A 16484-nucleotide genomic window follows, 5' to 3' on the forward strand; every position below is an offset into this window, starting at 1 on the left:
CCCCGTCGAAACCTTTACACCCCCATGATGCCGGCTGTGAGGATCGTCCAGCCGGCGGCGAATCAAATTAATTGTGTATCCGGTCGAAATAACCGGAACCTGCTATTAATACTATTATACGCCGGTTTTGTGATTTCCAAACAGGCAATTATTGTATACATGGAATGAACGCACCCCGTCGGGCGGACGGTTGCCTCATTTATGCTGCCTCCCCAGGCGAACGGCTGTCTCATTTATGCTGCCTCCCCGGGCGAACGGCTGTCTCATTTATGCTGCCTCCCCGGGCGAACGGTTGTCTCATTTATGCTGCCTCCCCGGGCGAACGGGCCTCCTCTCATTTTTGTCTGCGCCGGAGCTAATAGCGCTTCATGGCCTGCTCCATTTTCCGCTTGGCGGAGCGCCGGGCCATGTCATCCCGCTTGTCGTAGTTCTTCTTGCCCCGGCAGGAACCCAGCTGAAGCTTGGCGTAACCCCGGTCGTTGATGTACATTTTCAGCGGCACCAGGGTGTGCCCCGCCTGGGCGGTTTCGCCGATGAGTTTGCGGATTTCTTTTTTGTGCAGCAGGAGTTTCCGGGGCCGGAGGGGATCCACGTTGAATCGGTTGCCCTGTTCGTAGGGACTGATGTTCACGCCGTAGAGGATGACCTCGCCCCGCTCTACCTTCGCATAACCTTCGGTGATGCTGACCTTCCCGGCCCGGACGGACTTGATCTCTGTTCCGGTAAGGGCGAGGCCGCATTCGTATACTTCATCCACGAAGTAGTCGTGCCGCGCTTTCTTGTTGTTGGCGACGACTTTCGATCCGGTATCTTTTTTCGCCATTTCTGATTGATCCTTTCTCTGATTTGCTGCGGCCCCGGGAAAGGGAGAGATTCCGGCGGCCGCCGGCTTCCAGACAGCCCCGGGGGATGCGGCTTCCCGGACGGTTTCCGGATGCGCTCAGTCTATCTGCGCTCCCCGGTATCCAGGGTTCTGCCGATCCGGTTCAAAGGCAGAATGCGGAACACCACCCGCCCCCGGATGCTTTCCCGGCGGACGAAGCCCACGTCTGAGAAACGGCTGTCCACGCTGTGAAGGCGGTTATCCCCCATAACGAAGTAGCTGTCCTTCGGCACCAGCACGGTGATGTCGCCGTTGGTGGTCAGATCCTTGGTGTAATCGCTTTTCTGTTCCTTGCCGTTGACCCGGACACGGCCGTTCCGGATGATCACGGTGTCCCCGGGAACGCCGATGATGCGCTTGATCAGCAGCTCCTTCTTTCCGTTCTGGTCCTTCAGAGCGGAGCGGAAGATTACCACCTGTCCCCGCTTCGGATCCCGGTTGTTGTAGGACTGGGTGCTGAGGAACAGGAGGTCATTCGGCTGGAAGTTCGGCTGCATGGACACGCCGGAAACCCGGGCCGTCTGTACGAACTGCAGTGTGAGGAGGACGGCGCAGACCGCCACCCCGATGTCTCTGATCCACTCTTTCATGATTCACCTCCGGCGGACAAAAAGCGGCCGCCTGCCCGCTCGCTTTTTGTCCTTACTTCCGGTACGGATTCCTGATCGGTCCGAAGTCGCTGAACCGGTACAGCCGGAACACCACCCGGCCCACGATGCGGCTCTCCGGCACGGCGCCCACGCTGGGATCCCGGCTGTCCAGGCTGATGAGCCGGTTGTCCCCCATGCAGAAGACGTGTCCCTTCGGAACGACGTAATCGATGATTTTCCCATTGGTCCTGCCGTCCTTCGTGTAGGACTGGTCATCTTTCTTTCCGTTGATCCAGACATCGCCGTTCTGAATCGTGATGTGATCTCCCGGCAGACCGATCACCCGCTTGATCAGCAGCTTGTCCTTCCCGTTGTCCAGCTTCAGGTCAGAATCAAAGACCACTACGTCCCCCTTCGCCGGCTGCCGGGAATGGTAGGCCTTCCGGTAGATAAACAGGTAGTCATTATTATGGAAATTCGGAAGCATGGATGTTTCCTTCACAATGGTCGGGCGGATGAACTGTACAACCAGCAGTGCAACGGCCACGGCGATGGCAATATCGATGATCCAGCGCAGGAGAATCTTCCCGGTTCCCGGCTGGTTTTTCGTCTGTTGTTCATTCATTTCGATTCGTTCCTTCCTATATCGTAAAAATATCGTCACGGATCTCCCGGAATCCCTTCGGCAGCTCTGCGGTCACTGTTTTCCCGTTCAGGTAGTCGAAAGGCGCCGGGCAATTTTCAAACTGCAGCTGATATGCATGGAGCAGCTGGGTTGTCAGGCGGTACCGGTTCTTCATGTCCCGGTTCACCCGGGGAGAACCGTATTTCCCGTCGCCGATGATCGGAAACCCGGCGTTGGCCAGCTGCACGCGGATCTGATGGGTTCTGCCGGTCTCGATTTCGATGCGGCAAAGGGTGAATCCACCGGCGGCCGCCACCGGCTCCGCAAAGGTCTTCATGAGTTTCCCGTCCGCCCGGTCCGTAACGCGGACCAGGTCCCTGGCCTCATCCTTCTCCATCCGGTCTTCCAGAGCCAGGGGCTCCTTCATTTCTCCGCTGACGATGGTCAGGTAGTACTTCCGGATGCATCCCCGTTCCCGGATCATTTTCGTGAACGCCTGAAGGGCGGGGTAGTTCTTCGCAAACAGCACCAGCCCGGTGGTGTTCCGGTCCAGCCGGTTCACCGGTGCCGGCACAAACGTTTTCTCCAGCCGGGGCACATAATCTCCCTTCTCAATCAGATAGTCGATGACCTGATTGGTGAGGTGGTTCCGCCGCTCGTTCCGGTCCCCGTGGGTGAGCAGATTCTTCGGCTTCACCGCTGCGAGAATATTCTCGTCCTCGTAGGCGATGCCGAAGGTGCGCTTCACCTTCCGGTGTTCCCGGACTTTCCGGAATTTCTCCAGATCCTGGTCGGTCAGATAGAGACTCACCTCATCTCCGGTCTCCAGCATATACTCCCGGGTTTTCCGTTTCCCGTTCACCTTCACGTCCTTCCGGATCGCCTTGTATATGAAACTCAGCGGTGCATTTCCCAGATACTTCCGCAGAAACTTGTCCAGCCGCTGATTTCCTTCGTTTTCGCTGATCTCCAGTTTAACCATGACTAACATTATACAACAGCCCGCACAGAAAAAGCAAAACCAATTGTCACTTTCACCGCTCTATGGTAGAATTAAAAGATGTTTCGAGGGGAACAGGAGGATTTTGGAATGAAAAAGCATAGAACTTTCCGCGATTTTTTGTATGACTGGAATGATGTGGTCATCGCCGTGCTGATCCTGCTGGCGGCCTGCCTGATCATTTTCTGGCGGGTGAATATCATCATGCAGTATCCGAAGCACCTGGTGAAGGATAATTCGAAGACCATCAGCCAGATGGACAAGGACGAGAGCAGCCACAGCAGTTCCTCCTCTGTCATCATCCGGCGATAGCATGCTGTGAAATAGAATGTCATTTCGACGGCCCCGGCCCGGACGAAGGAACAGTGGTTCCGCCGTCCGGGCCGGGGCTGCTTTTTTTGTGCCGGCGGGCGGCAGACGCGGCAAGTCGGTGCGGGATCAGTCGTCAGCGGGGGTGCAGTGCGGGGCCGACGGATGCGGTGGGTTGGCGGATGCGGCGGGTGCGGGGCCGGCGGATGCGGCGGGTTGGTGCGGGGCCGACGGATGCGGCGGGTGCGGATTTACAAAAAATGATATCCGCACATTTCTAAATCAAGATGCGAAATGCCGAAGGTGCGGAATCGAGAATAAGTGGATTATCGCACCAAAAACCGCGTCAGAAGGGTGCGAAATCAAAAGAAAAACCCGATTAATTTATGATCGCCACTCCGGCGGATGCGGAATCAAAGGAAATGTGCAATTCCGCACCCGATGGATTGGTCCCCATGCCGGCGGCCGATGTCCATCTGCTGATATTCCGGCAAAAAATATCCCAGCTACTCGCCCTGTATACAGAATGCAAAGCATCACGTCGTGCAGCCGGAATGTAATTCAGCAGATTGTATACGATCAACGACCGGTCGGAGAAATAACTACGATTAAGAAAGCTGAGTGGCGGATCACTCGGTGCGAAAACTGAAGTTTTTTGGATTCCGCACCCTCCTGTATCGTGTCGCCGGCGTTTTCGGCCGCAACCGGGGCCGCAAGGGTGCGAAATAGAGGATTTGGGCAGAATCGCACCTGCCAACAGCTGCATGCCACAGCACGCGGGCCTGTCGCACCTTCCAACGGCCGTATGCAGTAGTACCCGGGCCTGTCGCACCTGCCGCCGACGGACGGCGGGTGCGAGGCCAAACGGACGGCAGGTGCTGCGGCGGGTGCTGCACGCCGGCAGCCTGCGGCGAAAGGCAGCGAAAGGCGGCCCGCGCAGTCTCATGGACCGGGTCCGCCTTTCGAGAAGTTTCTTCTGATAGTTAGAGTTCGGATTCGTTCCGGTCGCGATGCTCCCGGATCATCTCCTGCTTCAGTTCATACAATTTCTGGGACAGATCGACGTAGTAGCTCTGGGGGTTCTCGAACCGGAGAGTCTCTTCCCACAGGGTTTCCACCTGCTCCCGGCAGTACTGCTTGATGGTTTCGATGTCCGGGGAATCGTAGACTTTTTTGCCGCGGTCGAAGAGGCGGACCTGCAGGTTGCGGGCCGTGAAGTTCTTCAGTTTCTTCTTCTTCCACACGGTCTGCGGATCGAAGAGGACGTACCCGTCGCCGGACGGCGCCGGTTCGTCGCTGACCGTCAGCAGGTCGGCGATGGCCTTTCCGTTTTCGTTGTCGTAGAGCCGGTAAACTTTCTTATAGCCCGGGTTGGTGATCTTTTCGATGTTTTCGGAGATCTTGATTTTCGGGATGAGCTCGCCGTCCTTTTCGATGGCCACCAGCTTGTAGACGCCGCCGAATACCGGCTCGGACTTGGATGTGATGAGACGCTCGCCGACGCCGAAGGAGTCGATCTTCGCACCTTCCATGATCACATCCCTGATCAGGTATTCGTCCAGGGAGTTGGAAACGGTGATGGTGCAGTCTTCGAAACCTGCCTCGTCCAGCATTTTCCGGGCCTGTTTCGTCAGATAGGCGATGTCGCCGCTGTCGATGCGGATGCCCTTGATTTTCGGGTTCAGCTCCCGGAATACCCGGATGGCATTCGGGATGCCGGATTTCAGCACATTATAAGTATCCACCAGCAGGACGCAGTTGTTCGGATAGAGTTCCGCATACTTGCGGAAGGCATCATACTCCGTCGGGAACATCTGAACCCAGCTGTGGGCCATGGTGCCCAGTGCCGGGATGCCGCACTCTCTGTCGGTGATGGTGCAGGCGGTGCCGCAGCACCCGCCGATGTAGGCCGCCCGGGCACCGTAGATGGCTGCGGAGGCGCCGTGGGCTCTGCGGGAGCCGAATTCCATGACCGGTCTGCCCTGGGCCGCCCGGACAATGCGGCTGGCTTTTGTCGCAATCAGACTCTCATGGTTCACGGTGAGCAGGATCATGGTCTCCAGAAGCTGGGCCTGGATGACAGGACCCCGCACTGTCACCAGCGGTTCATGCGGGAAGACCGGTGTGCCTTCCGGGATGGCCCAGACGTCACAGGCGAATTTGAAATTCTTCAGGTAGTCCAGGAAGGCCTCGCTGAAGATGCCCTTGCTCCGGAGATAGGCAATATCCTCATTGGTAAATTCCAGGTGTTCCAGGTAATCGACGACCTGGTCGATGCCGGACAGGATGGCGTAGCCCCCCCGATCCGGGATCTTCCGGAAAAACATATCGAAATAAGCGATCTGGTCCGCCATGCCGGATTCGAAATAGCCATTTCCCATGGTCAGTTCGTAGAAATCGGTCAGCATGGTCAGATTCTCTTTCACTAACATGTCAGAAGCTCCTCTCTGCTCCATTTCAGTGGGGTCCCCCCCGGGGCGAAACATCATATCGTTTCCATTATATCCTACGGGAGCATCTTCTTCAAGAATGCGCCGGTGTAGGATTCCGGGGATGCCGCCACATCCTCCGGGGTGCCCTGAGCCACGATGGTGCCGCCCCGGTCGCCCCCTTCCGGTCCCAGGTCGATGACCCAGTCCGCCTGTTTGATCACATCCAGATTGTGTTCGATGACCACCACGGTGTTTCCGCCGTCGGTGAGCTTCTGCAGCACCTGCAGCAGCTTATCCACGTCGGCGAAATGCAGGCCGGTGGTCGGCTCGTCCAGGATATACAGGGTTCTGCCGGTGGACCGTTTGGACAGTTCCGTGGCCAGCTTGATCCGCTGGGCCTCGCCTCCGGACAGCTCGGTGGACGGCTGTCCCAGTTTGATATAATCCAGACCCACCTGATGGAGGGTGTCCAGTTTCCGGTGGATGGACGGCATATTCTTGAAGAAGTCCAGAGCCTCTGCCACACTCATGTTCAGTACGTCGTAGATGTTTTTTCCATTGTACTTCACTTCCAGAGTTTCCCGGTTGTACCGCTTTCCGTGACAGACCTCGCAGGGAACATAGACATCCGAGAGGAAATGCATTTCAATCTTGATGATGCCGTCGCCCTTACAGGCTTCGCAGCGGCCCCCCTTTACATTGAAGCTGAAGCGTCCCTTTCCGAACCCCCGCATTTTCGCCTCCGGCATGGCGGCGAAAAGATCCCGGATCGCAGTGAACATCCCGGTATAGGTGGCCGGGTTGGACCGGGGGGTGCGGCCGATCGGGGACTGGTCAATGTTGATGACCTTGTCCAGGTTCTCCAGTCCCAGCAGTTCGTCGTACTGCCCCGGTTCTTCCTGGGAACCGTTCAGAACTCGGGAGGCGCCTTTGCAAAGAATCTGGTTGATCAGGGAGGACTTCCCGGAACCGGACACACCGGTCACCGCCACGAATTTCCCCAGCGGAATGTCCACATCGATGTGTTTCAGATTGTTTTCCGCCGCACCCCGGATCCGGATCTTCTGGCCGTTTCCTTCCCGGCGGACCGCCGGCACCGGAATCTTCCTCTTGCCGCTCAGGTACTGGCCGGTGATGGATTCCGGGCAGGCCATGATGTCTTCCACCGTTCCCTGGGCCACCAGATGACCCCCATAAATACCGGCTCCTGGACCGATATCCACCACATGGTCCGCTTCCCGCATGGTATCCTCGTCGTGTTCCACCACAATCAGGGTGTTGCCGATATCCGTCAGATGCCGAAGGGTCTTCAGCAATTTCTCGTTATCTTTCTGATGCAGACCGATGCTGGGCTCATCCAGGATGTACAGAACACCCTGCAGGCCGGAGCCGATCTGGGTGGCCAGACGAATCCGCTGGGCCTCCCCGCCGGACAGTGTGGCGGAGGAACGGGACAGGGTCAGGTAGTCCAGGCCCACATCCGCCAGGAACTGAAGCCGTGCCCGGATTTCCCGGATGATCTGGCTGCCGATGGCCTGTTCCTTTTCCGTCAGCTGTGCCGGCAGTTCCCGGACGAAATCCAGCGCTTTCCGAACCGACAGATCGGAGAGCTCTGCGATATTCAGACCGCCTACCGTGACGGCCAGCACCTCCGGCTTAAGCCTTCTTCCCTGACAGTCCGGACACCTGCGCACGATCATGTACTGGGCCATTCTGTCCCGGAAAGCGTCTCCGGCGTACTCCCGGTAGCGGCGCTCCACACTGTCCAGCAGTCCCTCGAAAGGATGGGAATGATGCTGTACTTTCCCGCTGCCGGTGGTGTAATCATATTTCAGTTCCCGGGTTCCGGTTCCGTGAAGCAGCTCCTGCAGGAAATCCTTCGGCAGATCCCGGTACGGGGTATTCAGGTCCACATGCTTTTCCTCCGCCAGCACTTCCACCATCTTCCGGTAGAAGGAGGAGTATTCCATGGAGCCGAATACCCGGGACAGAGCGCCCTCTGCGATGCTTTTGTCCGTATAGATGAACTTCTCCGGGTCGATCTTCTCCGTGAAGCCCAGACCGCTGCAGGTGGGACAGGCACCGAAAGGACTGTTGAAGGAAAACATTCTCGGCTCCAGCTCCTCGATGCTGACTCCGTGCTCCGGGCAGGCCAGCTTACTGGAGAAAGTCTGCTCCCTCTGGACGCCGTCCTCCCCCCGGAAGGCGACCACGGTGAGGCCGTTTCCTTCCTTCATGGCCAGTTCCACTGCCTCGGCGATCCGTCCCTCCTGACCCGGCTTCACAATAATCCGGTCCACCACGATTTCGATTGTATGTTTCCGGTTCTTCTCCGGCCGGATCTCGTCCTCATCCAGAAGCAGAATCTCGCCGTCCACCCGCACCCGGGTGTATCCGTCCCGGCGGATCCGGTCCAGGAGTTTCACGTGTTCCCCCTTCCGGCCCCGGACCACCGGCGCCAGAATCATGAGTTTTGTCCGCTCCGGAAATCCCATGATGGTATCCACGATCTGATCCACACTCTGGCTGGTGATGGGCCGGCCGCATACCGGGCAGTGAGGCCTGCCGATCCGCGCATAGAGAAGCCGCAGATAGTCGTGAATTTCGGTGACGGTTCCCACAGTGGAGCGGGGGTTCTTGCTGGTGGTTTTCTGATCGATGGAAATGGCCGGGGAAAGTCCCTCAATGGACTCCACATCCGGCTTGTCCATCTGTCCCAGGAACTGCCGGGCATAGGAGGAAAGGCTCTCGATGTACCGGCGCTGTCCCTCTGCGTAGATGGTTTCGAATGCCAGGGAGGACTTTCCGGAACCGGAGAGTCCGGTGAGCACCACCAGCTTATCCCGGGGAATCCGGACGCTGAAATGCTTCAGATTGTTGACATTCGCATTTTTGATAATGATTTCATTCGGCATATTTTCATTACTCCTGTATATTTCGTACCTCTGTCCGGGTCAGGCGGGGATCCGTCCGGGCGCAGCCCGGAGTGAAGTCCGGGGGACAAAGCCCATCCGCCGGCGGTCGGAACCCGGCCTACATCCGGGACCGGTACTCGAAAACCAGATCCCGGAGCTCCGCCGCCCGTTCGAACTGCAGATCCTCCGCCGCCTGGCGCATCTCCTTCTCCAGTTTCTTCACGTATTCTTTCCGTTCCTTGTGGGTCATTTCCTCCGGCTTCCGGATTTCTGTCTCCTTCTCCGCCGGTCTGGTGGCCTCGATCAGATCCCGCACATCCTTCTGAATGGTCTTCGGGGTGATGCCGTGCGCTTCATTGTATTTTTCCTGAATCCCCCGGCGCCGCTGGGTTTCGTCGATGGCGGCCTGCATGGCCGGGCTGACCTTGTCCCCGTACATGATGACCCGGCCGTTCACATTCCGGGCCGCCCGGCCGATGGTCTGAATCAGGGAGGTCTCCGTCCGGAGGAATCCTTCCTTGTCTGCATCCAGAATCGCCACCAGAGTGACCTCCGGAATATCCAGACCCTCCCGCAGAAGGTTGATTCCCACCAGTACGTCGAATTCACCCAATCGGAGGTCCCGGATAATCTGCATCCGCTCTAAGGTATCGATATCCGAATGCAGATACTTCGTACGGATCCCCGCCGCCTTCAGATAATCGGTGAGCTGCTCCGCCATCTTCTTCGTCAGGGTGGTGACAAAGGACCGGCCGCCGGTCTCGATGTTCCGGTTGATTTCGCTGATCAGGTCATCGATCTGCCCCTCTGTCGGCCGGACACTGATCGGCGGATCCAGAAGCCCGGTAGGCCGGATAATCTGTTCGGCAGTGACGCCGCCGGACTTCTCCTGTTCGTACTTCGCCGGGGTGGCGCTGATGAACAGAATCTGGTGAATCATCTTTTCGAATTCCTCGAATTTCAGCGGCCGGTTGTCCAGGGCGGAAGGCAGCCGGAAGCCGTAGTCCACCAGGGACTGCTTCCGGGACAGGTTGCCGTGGTACATGGCGTGAAGCTGGGGCAGCATGACATGGGATTCGTCGGTCATGATGATGAAATCATCCGGGAAATAGTCGATCAGAGTGTACGGCTTCTCCCCCGGCTGAAAGCCCGCAAGGTGACGCGTATAGTTCTCGATGCCCTTGCAGATACCCACTTCCCGGAGCATTTCCATATCATAACGGGTGCGCTGTTCGATGCGCTGGGCCTCCAGCAGTTTCCCCCGGGACTTGAACCACTCGATTCGCTCTTCCAGTTCCTCTTCAATGGTTCCCAGTGCCCGTTCCAGGTTCTCCTTCGAGGTGACGTAATGGGAGGCCGGCCAGACGGCGATGTGGTTCCGCAGCCCCAGAATCTCCCCGGTCAGCGGGTTCATTTCCTTGATGGTGTCGATCTCGTCTCCAAACAGTTCCACCCGCACCGCCGTATCGGACCCCGCCGGGTAGATGTCGATGGTGTCACCCCGAACCCGGAAGGTGCCCCGCTCGAAGGCCAGATCATTCCGGGTGTACTGAATGTCCACCAGTCGGCGCAGCAGCTCCTGGCGGGGAATCTCCATGCCCGGCCGGAGCGAAACCATCTCGTGCTCATAGTCCACCGGGCTGCCCAGTCCGTAGATACAGGAAACACTGGCCACAATGATGACGTCCCGGCGTTCGAACAGAGCCGCCGTGGCGCTGTGCCGCAGTTTCTCGATCTCGTCGTTGATCTGGGAATCCTTCTCAATGTAGGTATCCGTAGACGGAACATACGCCTCCGGCTGATAATAGTCGTAATAGGACACGAAATACTCCACGGCGTTCTCCGGAAAAAATTCCTTCATCTCCCCGTAGAGCTGCGCCGCCAGCGTCTTATTATGAGAAATAATCAGAGTCGGCCGCTGCAGCCGCTGGATGACATTCGCCATGGTGAACGTCTTGCCGGATCCGGTGACCCCCAGCAGCGTCTGATACTTGTGCCCCGCCTGAAAACTCGCTACCAGCTTCTCGATGGCCTGGGGCTGATCACCTGTGGGCTTGAACTTCGAATGCAGTTTGAATTCCATGTTGCACTCCCTCCTGGAACGCGGATGCGCACCGGTTATTTTTTTGTCCTTCCGGACGGACAAAAAGAAACGGACCCCGGCGCTCGGCACGCCCGGCAGGCCCGGAAAGTATTTCATCAGTCAATGTCACGCCGGTGGAAATTCCCCACCAGCTGCTCGGTTTTCCAAATATTAATGAAGGCATTGGGGTCGATCTCCTGGATCCGCGCCAAAAGCCGGCTCACCTCGTCACTGGACACAACGGACAGGATCATGCGCCGTTCCTTCTTCTGATACATGCCGATCCCCTTGAACAGGGTGCCGTCATGATGGGTCAGCAGCCGGATCACCTCGTAGATTTCTTCGCTCTTCTCGGAAATGATCATCAGTGTCTGGCTGTTGTACCGCCGGAAGAAGGTGTGAATGACCTGGGTGGTACAGAACTGATAGACAATCGAATACAGCGGCTTGTCCCAGCCGAACATCAGACCGGCCAGCGTCAGAACTACCACGTTGCCGGCAAAGATGTAGTTCCACGCGTCCACCCCCTTCTGGGCGGAGAAATACATAGAGATAAAATCCGTTCCGCCGGTGCATGCGTTGGCATACAGGCAGATGGAAATGACCGTTCCGTTGACGATGCCGCCGAAAAGGGCGATCAGGAACACATCGTAGGTCACCGTGATCTTCGGCATGAAGTCCGTGAGCAGACTGCTCAGAACGATGACGTAGAGTGAGAACAGAGTGAACCGCTTTCCGATGTATTTCCATCCGATCCAGACCGGAATCAGATTGATCGGGATATAGATGATGGAATAGGAGAGGTGTATCCCCGCATATTTCGCCAGGCCCCGGATGATCAGCAGTGCCACGCCTGCAAAACCGCCGGGGAACAATCCGCCGGTATTGACGAATGTGTTCAGATTGAAGGCGATGATGAAGGCTCCCAGCGTGCACATCAGGATGTGCCGGACGTCTGCCTGCAGCTGGGTTTCCGGTTTTTTTCGTTTCAGCATGGGTATACCGCTCCTTCCGGTCTTCGCGCCGATTCGTTTTCGCATAATCTACAATAATATACCACAAAAGACGGCCCTGTGAATCATCTTTCTCCCCAGCCGGTAAGAATGTACGGTCCGCACAATTCTCTTCCGTTTTAATTGACAACTCCCCACAATATACGTACAATTTATTTATCATAAAATTTTGCCACTTTCCAGTGGCAGAGCGATGAGTGATCGTTGTTTTCTTGCGAGAAGAGGAGTTGCAAACATGAACAATTCGGAGAAACGGGGCGGGTTCGCCAGCAGTTTCGGTTTTCTGATGGCTGCGGTGGGCTCTGCCGTGGGCCTGGGGAACATCTGGGGATTTCCTTACAAAGCCGGGGCCAACGGCGGGTTCGCCTTCATTATCATCTACATTATTCTGGCGGTCTTCCTGGGCTATCCGATGATGATCGGAGAAATTGCACTGGGCCGAAAGACCCGCACCTCTGCGGTCCAGGCCTTTCACAAGGCGGATCGCCGTCTGACCATCGGCGGTATCTTCGATACGCTCTCGCCGTTCTGCCTGATCTGTTTCTATGTAGTGCTGGGCGGCTTCGTCATGAAGTACATGGTGGCGAATTTCGGTGATATGATCCATGCCGGTTTCGGCGTGGGAGATACGAAGAGTGACGATTTCTTCGGCGCCCTGATTTCCACCCCGACTTCCAGCCTTCCGTGGATGCTGCTCTTCCTGGGACTGACCGGCCTGGTCATTGCGAAGGGCGTGGAAAGCGGTATCGAAAAATTCTCGAAAGTGGCGATGCCGGCACTCTACCTGCTGCTGATCATCATGGCCATCCGCTGCTGCACCCTGCCGGGTGCGAAAGGCGGCCTGGAATTCATGTTCAAGCCGAATTTCGAAGTATTCAAGGGGACGGGCTGGTTCAAGGTCTTCGCGGCAGCGGGCAGCCAGCTGTTCTTCTCCCTGTCCCTGGCATCCGGATGCCTGATCTCCTTCGGATCCTACCTGGACAAGGATGCCAACATCGAAAAGCAGGCCGTTCTGGTTCCGGTTCTGGACACCATTGCAGCCCTGCTGGCAGGCTGCTGCGTTCTGCCTGCGGTCTTCGCCATGGGCATCGAGCCGAGCGGCGGCCCGGGACTGCTGTTCGTATCCCTGCAGACCGTGTTCGACGGCATGGGATCCTTCGGTCCGCTCTTCGGATTCATCTTCTACCTGCTGGTCTTCCTGGCAGCTCTTTCCTCCTCTATCGGCATGATGGAAGGAGCCGTTTCGGCACTGATCGACCACAGACTGCAGCAGGGCAAGTCCGGCTCCCGGGCACGGATGACCGGCATCGCCGTACTGTTGGCTCTGCTGGGGGGCATCCTGGTGACGGTGGACCAGCTGGGCGGCAACACCGCCATGTGGAAACCGTTCGGCCAGCCGAGCTGGCTGGACGCCTTCGACCTGCTGGGAGAGGGCATCTTCATGCCGCTGGGCGGACTGACAATGACCATCCTGCTGGGCTGGACCCGCAGACACTACCTGGACGATGAAATCGAACACGGTTCCCCGTATCGGACCAAGGGCTTCGTCAATTTCTCCATGCGCTACATTGCGCCGATTCTGATGGCCTTCATCGTCTTCATCCAGATCAGTACGTTCTTCTTCTCGAAGACCGCCTGGTTCCAGGCTCTGATGGGCTAAATCATTTGAAACAAAGTACCGCCCGCAGCGCTTGCGCCTGCGGGCGGTACTTCGTTTTTCATCTCACTGGCGATGTCGGCCATGCGGCGCAGAAGATTGTATCCAATGACAGCCGTTCCCATTCTAAAGCGCAGTGCGGCCCTCCATGGCCTTCAGAAGCGTAACCTCGTCGGCGTACTCCAGATCACCGCCCACCGGCAGGCCGTGGGCAATCCGGGTGACTTTGATACCGGACGGCTTGAGCAGCCGGGCGATATACATGGCCGTCGCTTCTCCCTCGATGTTCGGATTCGTGGCCAGAATCACTTCCGTCACTTCCGGGTGCTGCTGCAGCCGGAGAATCAGCTGCCGGAGATTGATGTCCTCCGGACCGATTCCCTCCATGGGCGAGATGACACCGTTGAGGACGTGATACAGCCCCTTATATTCCCGCACCCGCTCCATGGCCATAACATCCTGGGGCGTCTCCACCACACAGATTGTCGTCCGGTCCCTGGTCTGATCGGAGCAGACGGCACAGGGATCCTGATCCGTCAGATTGCCGCAGACGGAGCAGTACCGCATGGTATGCTTCGCCTCCTGAATGGCGTCAGCCAGATTCTCCGCTTCCCGGTCGGTCAGAGAAAGAATATGAAAAGCCAGCCGCTGGGCTGTTTTCGTTCCAATTCCCGGCAGTTTCGACAATTCGCCGATCAGTCTGCCGAGAGGTCTCGGATACTGCATTCTATCACGCTCCGCTGCCTAAAGTCCCGGGATGCCCAGTCCGCCGGTGATTTTGCTGTACTCGCTGTTGGACAGCTCATCAATCTGGCGCATCCCCTCGTTGACCGCCGCAATCACCAGATCCTGCAGTGTCTCCACATCCTCCGGATCCACCACATCCCGATCGATGGTCAGGCTGACCAGTTCTTTCTTCCCGTTGACCTTGGCCGTAACCACACCGCCCCCCGCAGACGCCTCGATTTCCTTCTCTTCCAGCTCCGCCTGCATCTGCTCCATCTGAGCCTGCACCGCCTGAAGCTGCTGCATCTGCTGCATCTGGGCCTTCCGGCCGCCGCCTGCACCGCCTGTACGCGGCTTACGTCCTGCTCTCATTCCTCTTCCCATGATTCATTCCTCCTGTTCCGGCCCGTCCGCCGGCTGATTCTTCTCTATTTCGATTGACAAAAAAACACGATATCCCGGTCGTCAGCGCACATCCACATCCACACCCAGGATCTCGGACGCACCCTTCGCCAGATCCCGGAGCTTTTCGTCCCGGTTTCCGCCTTCCGGCTCCGCAGAATCCGCCGGATCCCGGAGCACCATGCTCCTTCTCCGGCCGGTCTCCTTCTCCATCAGATCCATGATGTACTCCCGGTTCTGCTTCAGCAGATGTCCCGCCATGCCGTTAGTCACCTGCAGGCGGAACTGATCATCGGAAATGCCGGTCAGAACGACGCCGTTCGTGGCGGCGCTGAGGGCCGGCCGATCGCCGCTGATCCGATCCGCCACGTTATTCCAGATATCCTCCAGATCCTGCATGGAGTATCCGCCTTCCCGGGCGCTGCTCTCCGGAGCGCCGGCAGATTCCTCCGCCTGACCCGTTGCAGCGCCTTCTTCATCGCCAAACTGCGATACACGATTCATCCTTTCTCCCGCCGCAGATTTCCGGGCGGAAGCCGATGTTCTCGCTACGGATTTCTGAACGGAAGCCGATGTTCCCGCCGCCGGTTTCCGGGCGGCAGCCGGTGCGGCAGCACCCACCCCTGCAGGAGGGACCGGAGCCGGTTCCGCCCCGTAGGCCATACCGGAAGCGATGGTGACGATGGCCACCTCCATCAGTGTCCTCGCCTGGGTGGAATAGCGAGCGTCATTATTTGCCTTCGCCAATGTGACAATGCCCCGGTTCAGAGTCTCAGCACTCAGGTTTCTGCTCTGTTCCTTCAGCCGTTGAATGCTGTCCTCCGCCATGTTCAGCATCTCTTCCGGATTCCCGACGTATTTCGCAATCATCAGGCTGCGGAAGTAGCCCATCCAGTCTTTCATGAGCTGTTTCACATCGCCGCCGTCCCGAAGGGCCCGGTCCAGCAGAAGGAATGCTGCGGAGATATCTCCCCGCATCACGTCCTCCGTCAGTTCTCCGAAGAACTCGTCTCCAGCGGTTCCCAGGTAATCCAGTATGATCTCCCGGTTCAGATGCGCTTCCCCGGAAGCCAGGCACTGTTCCAGGATACTCAGAGAATCCCGGACCGACCCCTCCGCATTCGTGGCCAGAAGCCGGAGCGCATCCGGTGTGATTTCGACGCCCCGCTTCTCACAGATCTCCCCCATGTGGGCGGCCAGAACTTCTGTGGACACCCGCCGGAAATCCAGCCGCATGCACCGGGAAAGGACCGTCTGAGGCACCTTCTCCGGGTTCGTGGTGGCCAGAATGAACACCACATCTTCCGGCGGCTCCTCCAGCGTCTTCAGCAGGGCATTGAACGCCCCTGTGGTCAGCATGTGAACCTCGTCGATGATGTAGACCTTCTTCCGGCCTACCGACGGCGGATATTTCACACTTTCCCGAAGCTCCCGGATGTTGTCCACCTTGTTATTGGATGCAGCATCGATTTCGATGACATCCATGAAACTGCCTTCCGCAATCGCACGGCAGTTCGGGCAGACCCCGCAGGGCACCGGCCCGTCCTCCGCCGTACAGTTCAGCGCCTTCGCCAGAATTCTGGCGGTGGTGGTTTTCCCTGTTCCCCGGGTTCCGCAGAACAGGTATGCGTGACTGACTGTGTTCGTGGCAATCTGATGCTGCAGAATGCGCACGATGTGGTCCTGCCCCAGCAGTTCCGAGAAAACTTCCGGTCTCGTTTCTCTGTATAACGCCTTATATCCCGCCATACGCATATTTCCTTCCCGTTCCTCCGGCCGTTTGAATAGAACGAAAGACCGTGTGTCCCACAGCCTTCCGGAACGTGTTCAAGATAAAAAATCTGCCCCC

Annotated in this window: 13 protein-coding genes; 2 read left to right on the plus strand and 11 right to left on the minus strand. The window is 57.7% G+C overall.

Annotated elements, in window-relative coordinates:
- Positions 1 to 355 precede the first annotated feature (355 nt).
- From smpB to BLQ24_RS06855, 4 genes are all read right to left on the minus strand, one after another.
- Complete coding sequence (gene smpB, locus BLQ24_RS06840) at positions 356 to 823, minus strand: SsrA-binding protein SmpB (protein ID WP_090164016.1); 468 nt, start codon at positions 821 to 823, stop codon at positions 356 to 358.
- Between the two features lie 122 nt (positions 824 to 945).
- Positions 946 to 1473, minus strand: coding sequence for a signal peptidase I (lepB, locus tag BLQ24_RS06845; RefSeq protein WP_090164018.1), 528 nt, complete (start codon positions 1471 to 1473; stop codon positions 946 to 948).
- A gap of 52 nt (positions 1474 to 1525) precedes the next feature.
- A complete protein-coding gene (lepB, locus tag BLQ24_RS06850; protein ID WP_090164020.1) occupies positions 1526 to 2098 on the minus strand; it encodes a signal peptidase I in 573 nt (190 codons plus the stop codon).
- 16 nt (positions 2099 to 2114) lie between these two features.
- Positions 2115 to 3080 carry an RluA family pseudouridine synthase gene (locus tag BLQ24_RS06855; protein ID WP_173558916.1) on the minus strand — a complete coding sequence of 322 codons (966 nt, stop codon included), beginning with the start codon at positions 3078 to 3080 and terminating at the stop codon, positions 2115 to 2117.
- Positions 3081 to 3188: 108 nt separating this feature from the next.
- Between BLQ24_RS06855 and BLQ24_RS06860 the strand changes: the two genes are divergently transcribed.
- Positions 3189 to 3410, plus strand: coding sequence for a hypothetical protein (locus tag BLQ24_RS06860; RefSeq protein ID WP_090164024.1), 222 nt, complete (start codon positions 3189 to 3191; stop codon positions 3408 to 3410).
- Between the two features lie 980 nt (positions 3411 to 4390).
- On the opposite strand, the gene BLQ24_RS06865 is transcribed toward BLQ24_RS06860, so the two are convergent.
- The 4 genes from BLQ24_RS06865 to BLQ24_RS06880 all read right to left on the minus strand — a co-directional run bounded on the left by BLQ24_RS06865 (position 4391) and on the right by BLQ24_RS06880 (position 11832).
- Positions 4391 to 5863 carry a nicotinate phosphoribosyltransferase gene (locus BLQ24_RS06865; RefSeq protein WP_419185495.1) on the minus strand — a complete coding sequence of 491 codons (1473 nt, stop codon included), beginning with the start codon at positions 5861 to 5863 and terminating at the stop codon, positions 4391 to 4393.
- Between the two features lie 50 nt (positions 5864 to 5913).
- Positions 5914 to 8754: an excinuclease ABC subunit UvrA gene (uvrA, locus tag BLQ24_RS06870; protein WP_090164028.1), complete on the minus strand. Its 2841-nt coding sequence runs from the start codon at positions 8752 to 8754 to the stop codon at positions 5914 to 5916.
- A gap of 118 nt (positions 8755 to 8872) precedes the next feature.
- On the minus strand, positions 8873 to 10837 hold the full coding sequence (gene uvrB, locus BLQ24_RS06875; RefSeq protein WP_090164029.1) for an excinuclease ABC subunit UvrB: 1965 nt from the start codon (positions 10835 to 10837) through the stop codon (positions 8873 to 8875).
- A gap of 116 nt (positions 10838 to 10953) precedes the next feature.
- On the minus strand, positions 10954 to 11832 hold the full coding sequence (locus BLQ24_RS06880; RefSeq protein WP_242869610.1) for a YitT family protein: 879 nt from the start codon (positions 11830 to 11832) through the stop codon (positions 10954 to 10956).
- A 253-nt stretch (positions 11833 to 12085) separates the two neighbouring features.
- Between BLQ24_RS06880 and BLQ24_RS06885 the strand changes: the two genes are divergently transcribed.
- Positions 12086 to 13510 (plus strand): sodium-dependent transporter, encoded by a 1425-nt coding sequence (locus BLQ24_RS06885; protein ID WP_090164031.1) that lies wholly within the window; start codon positions 12086 to 12088, stop codon positions 13508 to 13510.
- Positions 13511 to 13633: 123 nt separating this feature from the next.
- On the opposite strand, the gene recR is transcribed toward BLQ24_RS06885, so the two are convergent.
- From recR to dnaX, 3 genes are all read right to left on the minus strand, one after another.
- Positions 13634 to 14233 (minus strand): recombination mediator RecR, encoded by a 600-nt coding sequence (gene recR / locus BLQ24_RS06890; RefSeq protein ID WP_090164033.1) that lies wholly within the window; start codon positions 14231 to 14233, stop codon positions 13634 to 13636.
- An 18-nt stretch (positions 14234 to 14251) separates the two neighbouring features.
- Positions 14252 to 14617: a YbaB/EbfC family nucleoid-associated protein gene (locus BLQ24_RS06895; RefSeq protein WP_090164035.1), complete on the minus strand. Its 366-nt coding sequence runs from the start codon at positions 14615 to 14617 to the stop codon at positions 14252 to 14254.
- Between the two features lie 81 nt (positions 14618 to 14698).
- Positions 14699 to 16384, minus strand: coding sequence for a DNA polymerase III subunit gamma/tau (gene dnaX / locus BLQ24_RS06900; RefSeq protein ID WP_176755882.1), 1686 nt, complete (start codon positions 16382 to 16384; stop codon positions 14699 to 14701).
- Positions 16385 to 16484 lie beyond the last annotated feature (100 nt).

Origin of the sequence: Eubacterium pyruvativorans (assembly GCF_900102225.1) — a bacterium.
GTDB classification, from domain to species: domain Bacteria; phylum Bacillota; class Clostridia; order Peptostreptococcales; family Anaerovoracaceae; genus Aminicella; species Aminicella pyruvativorans.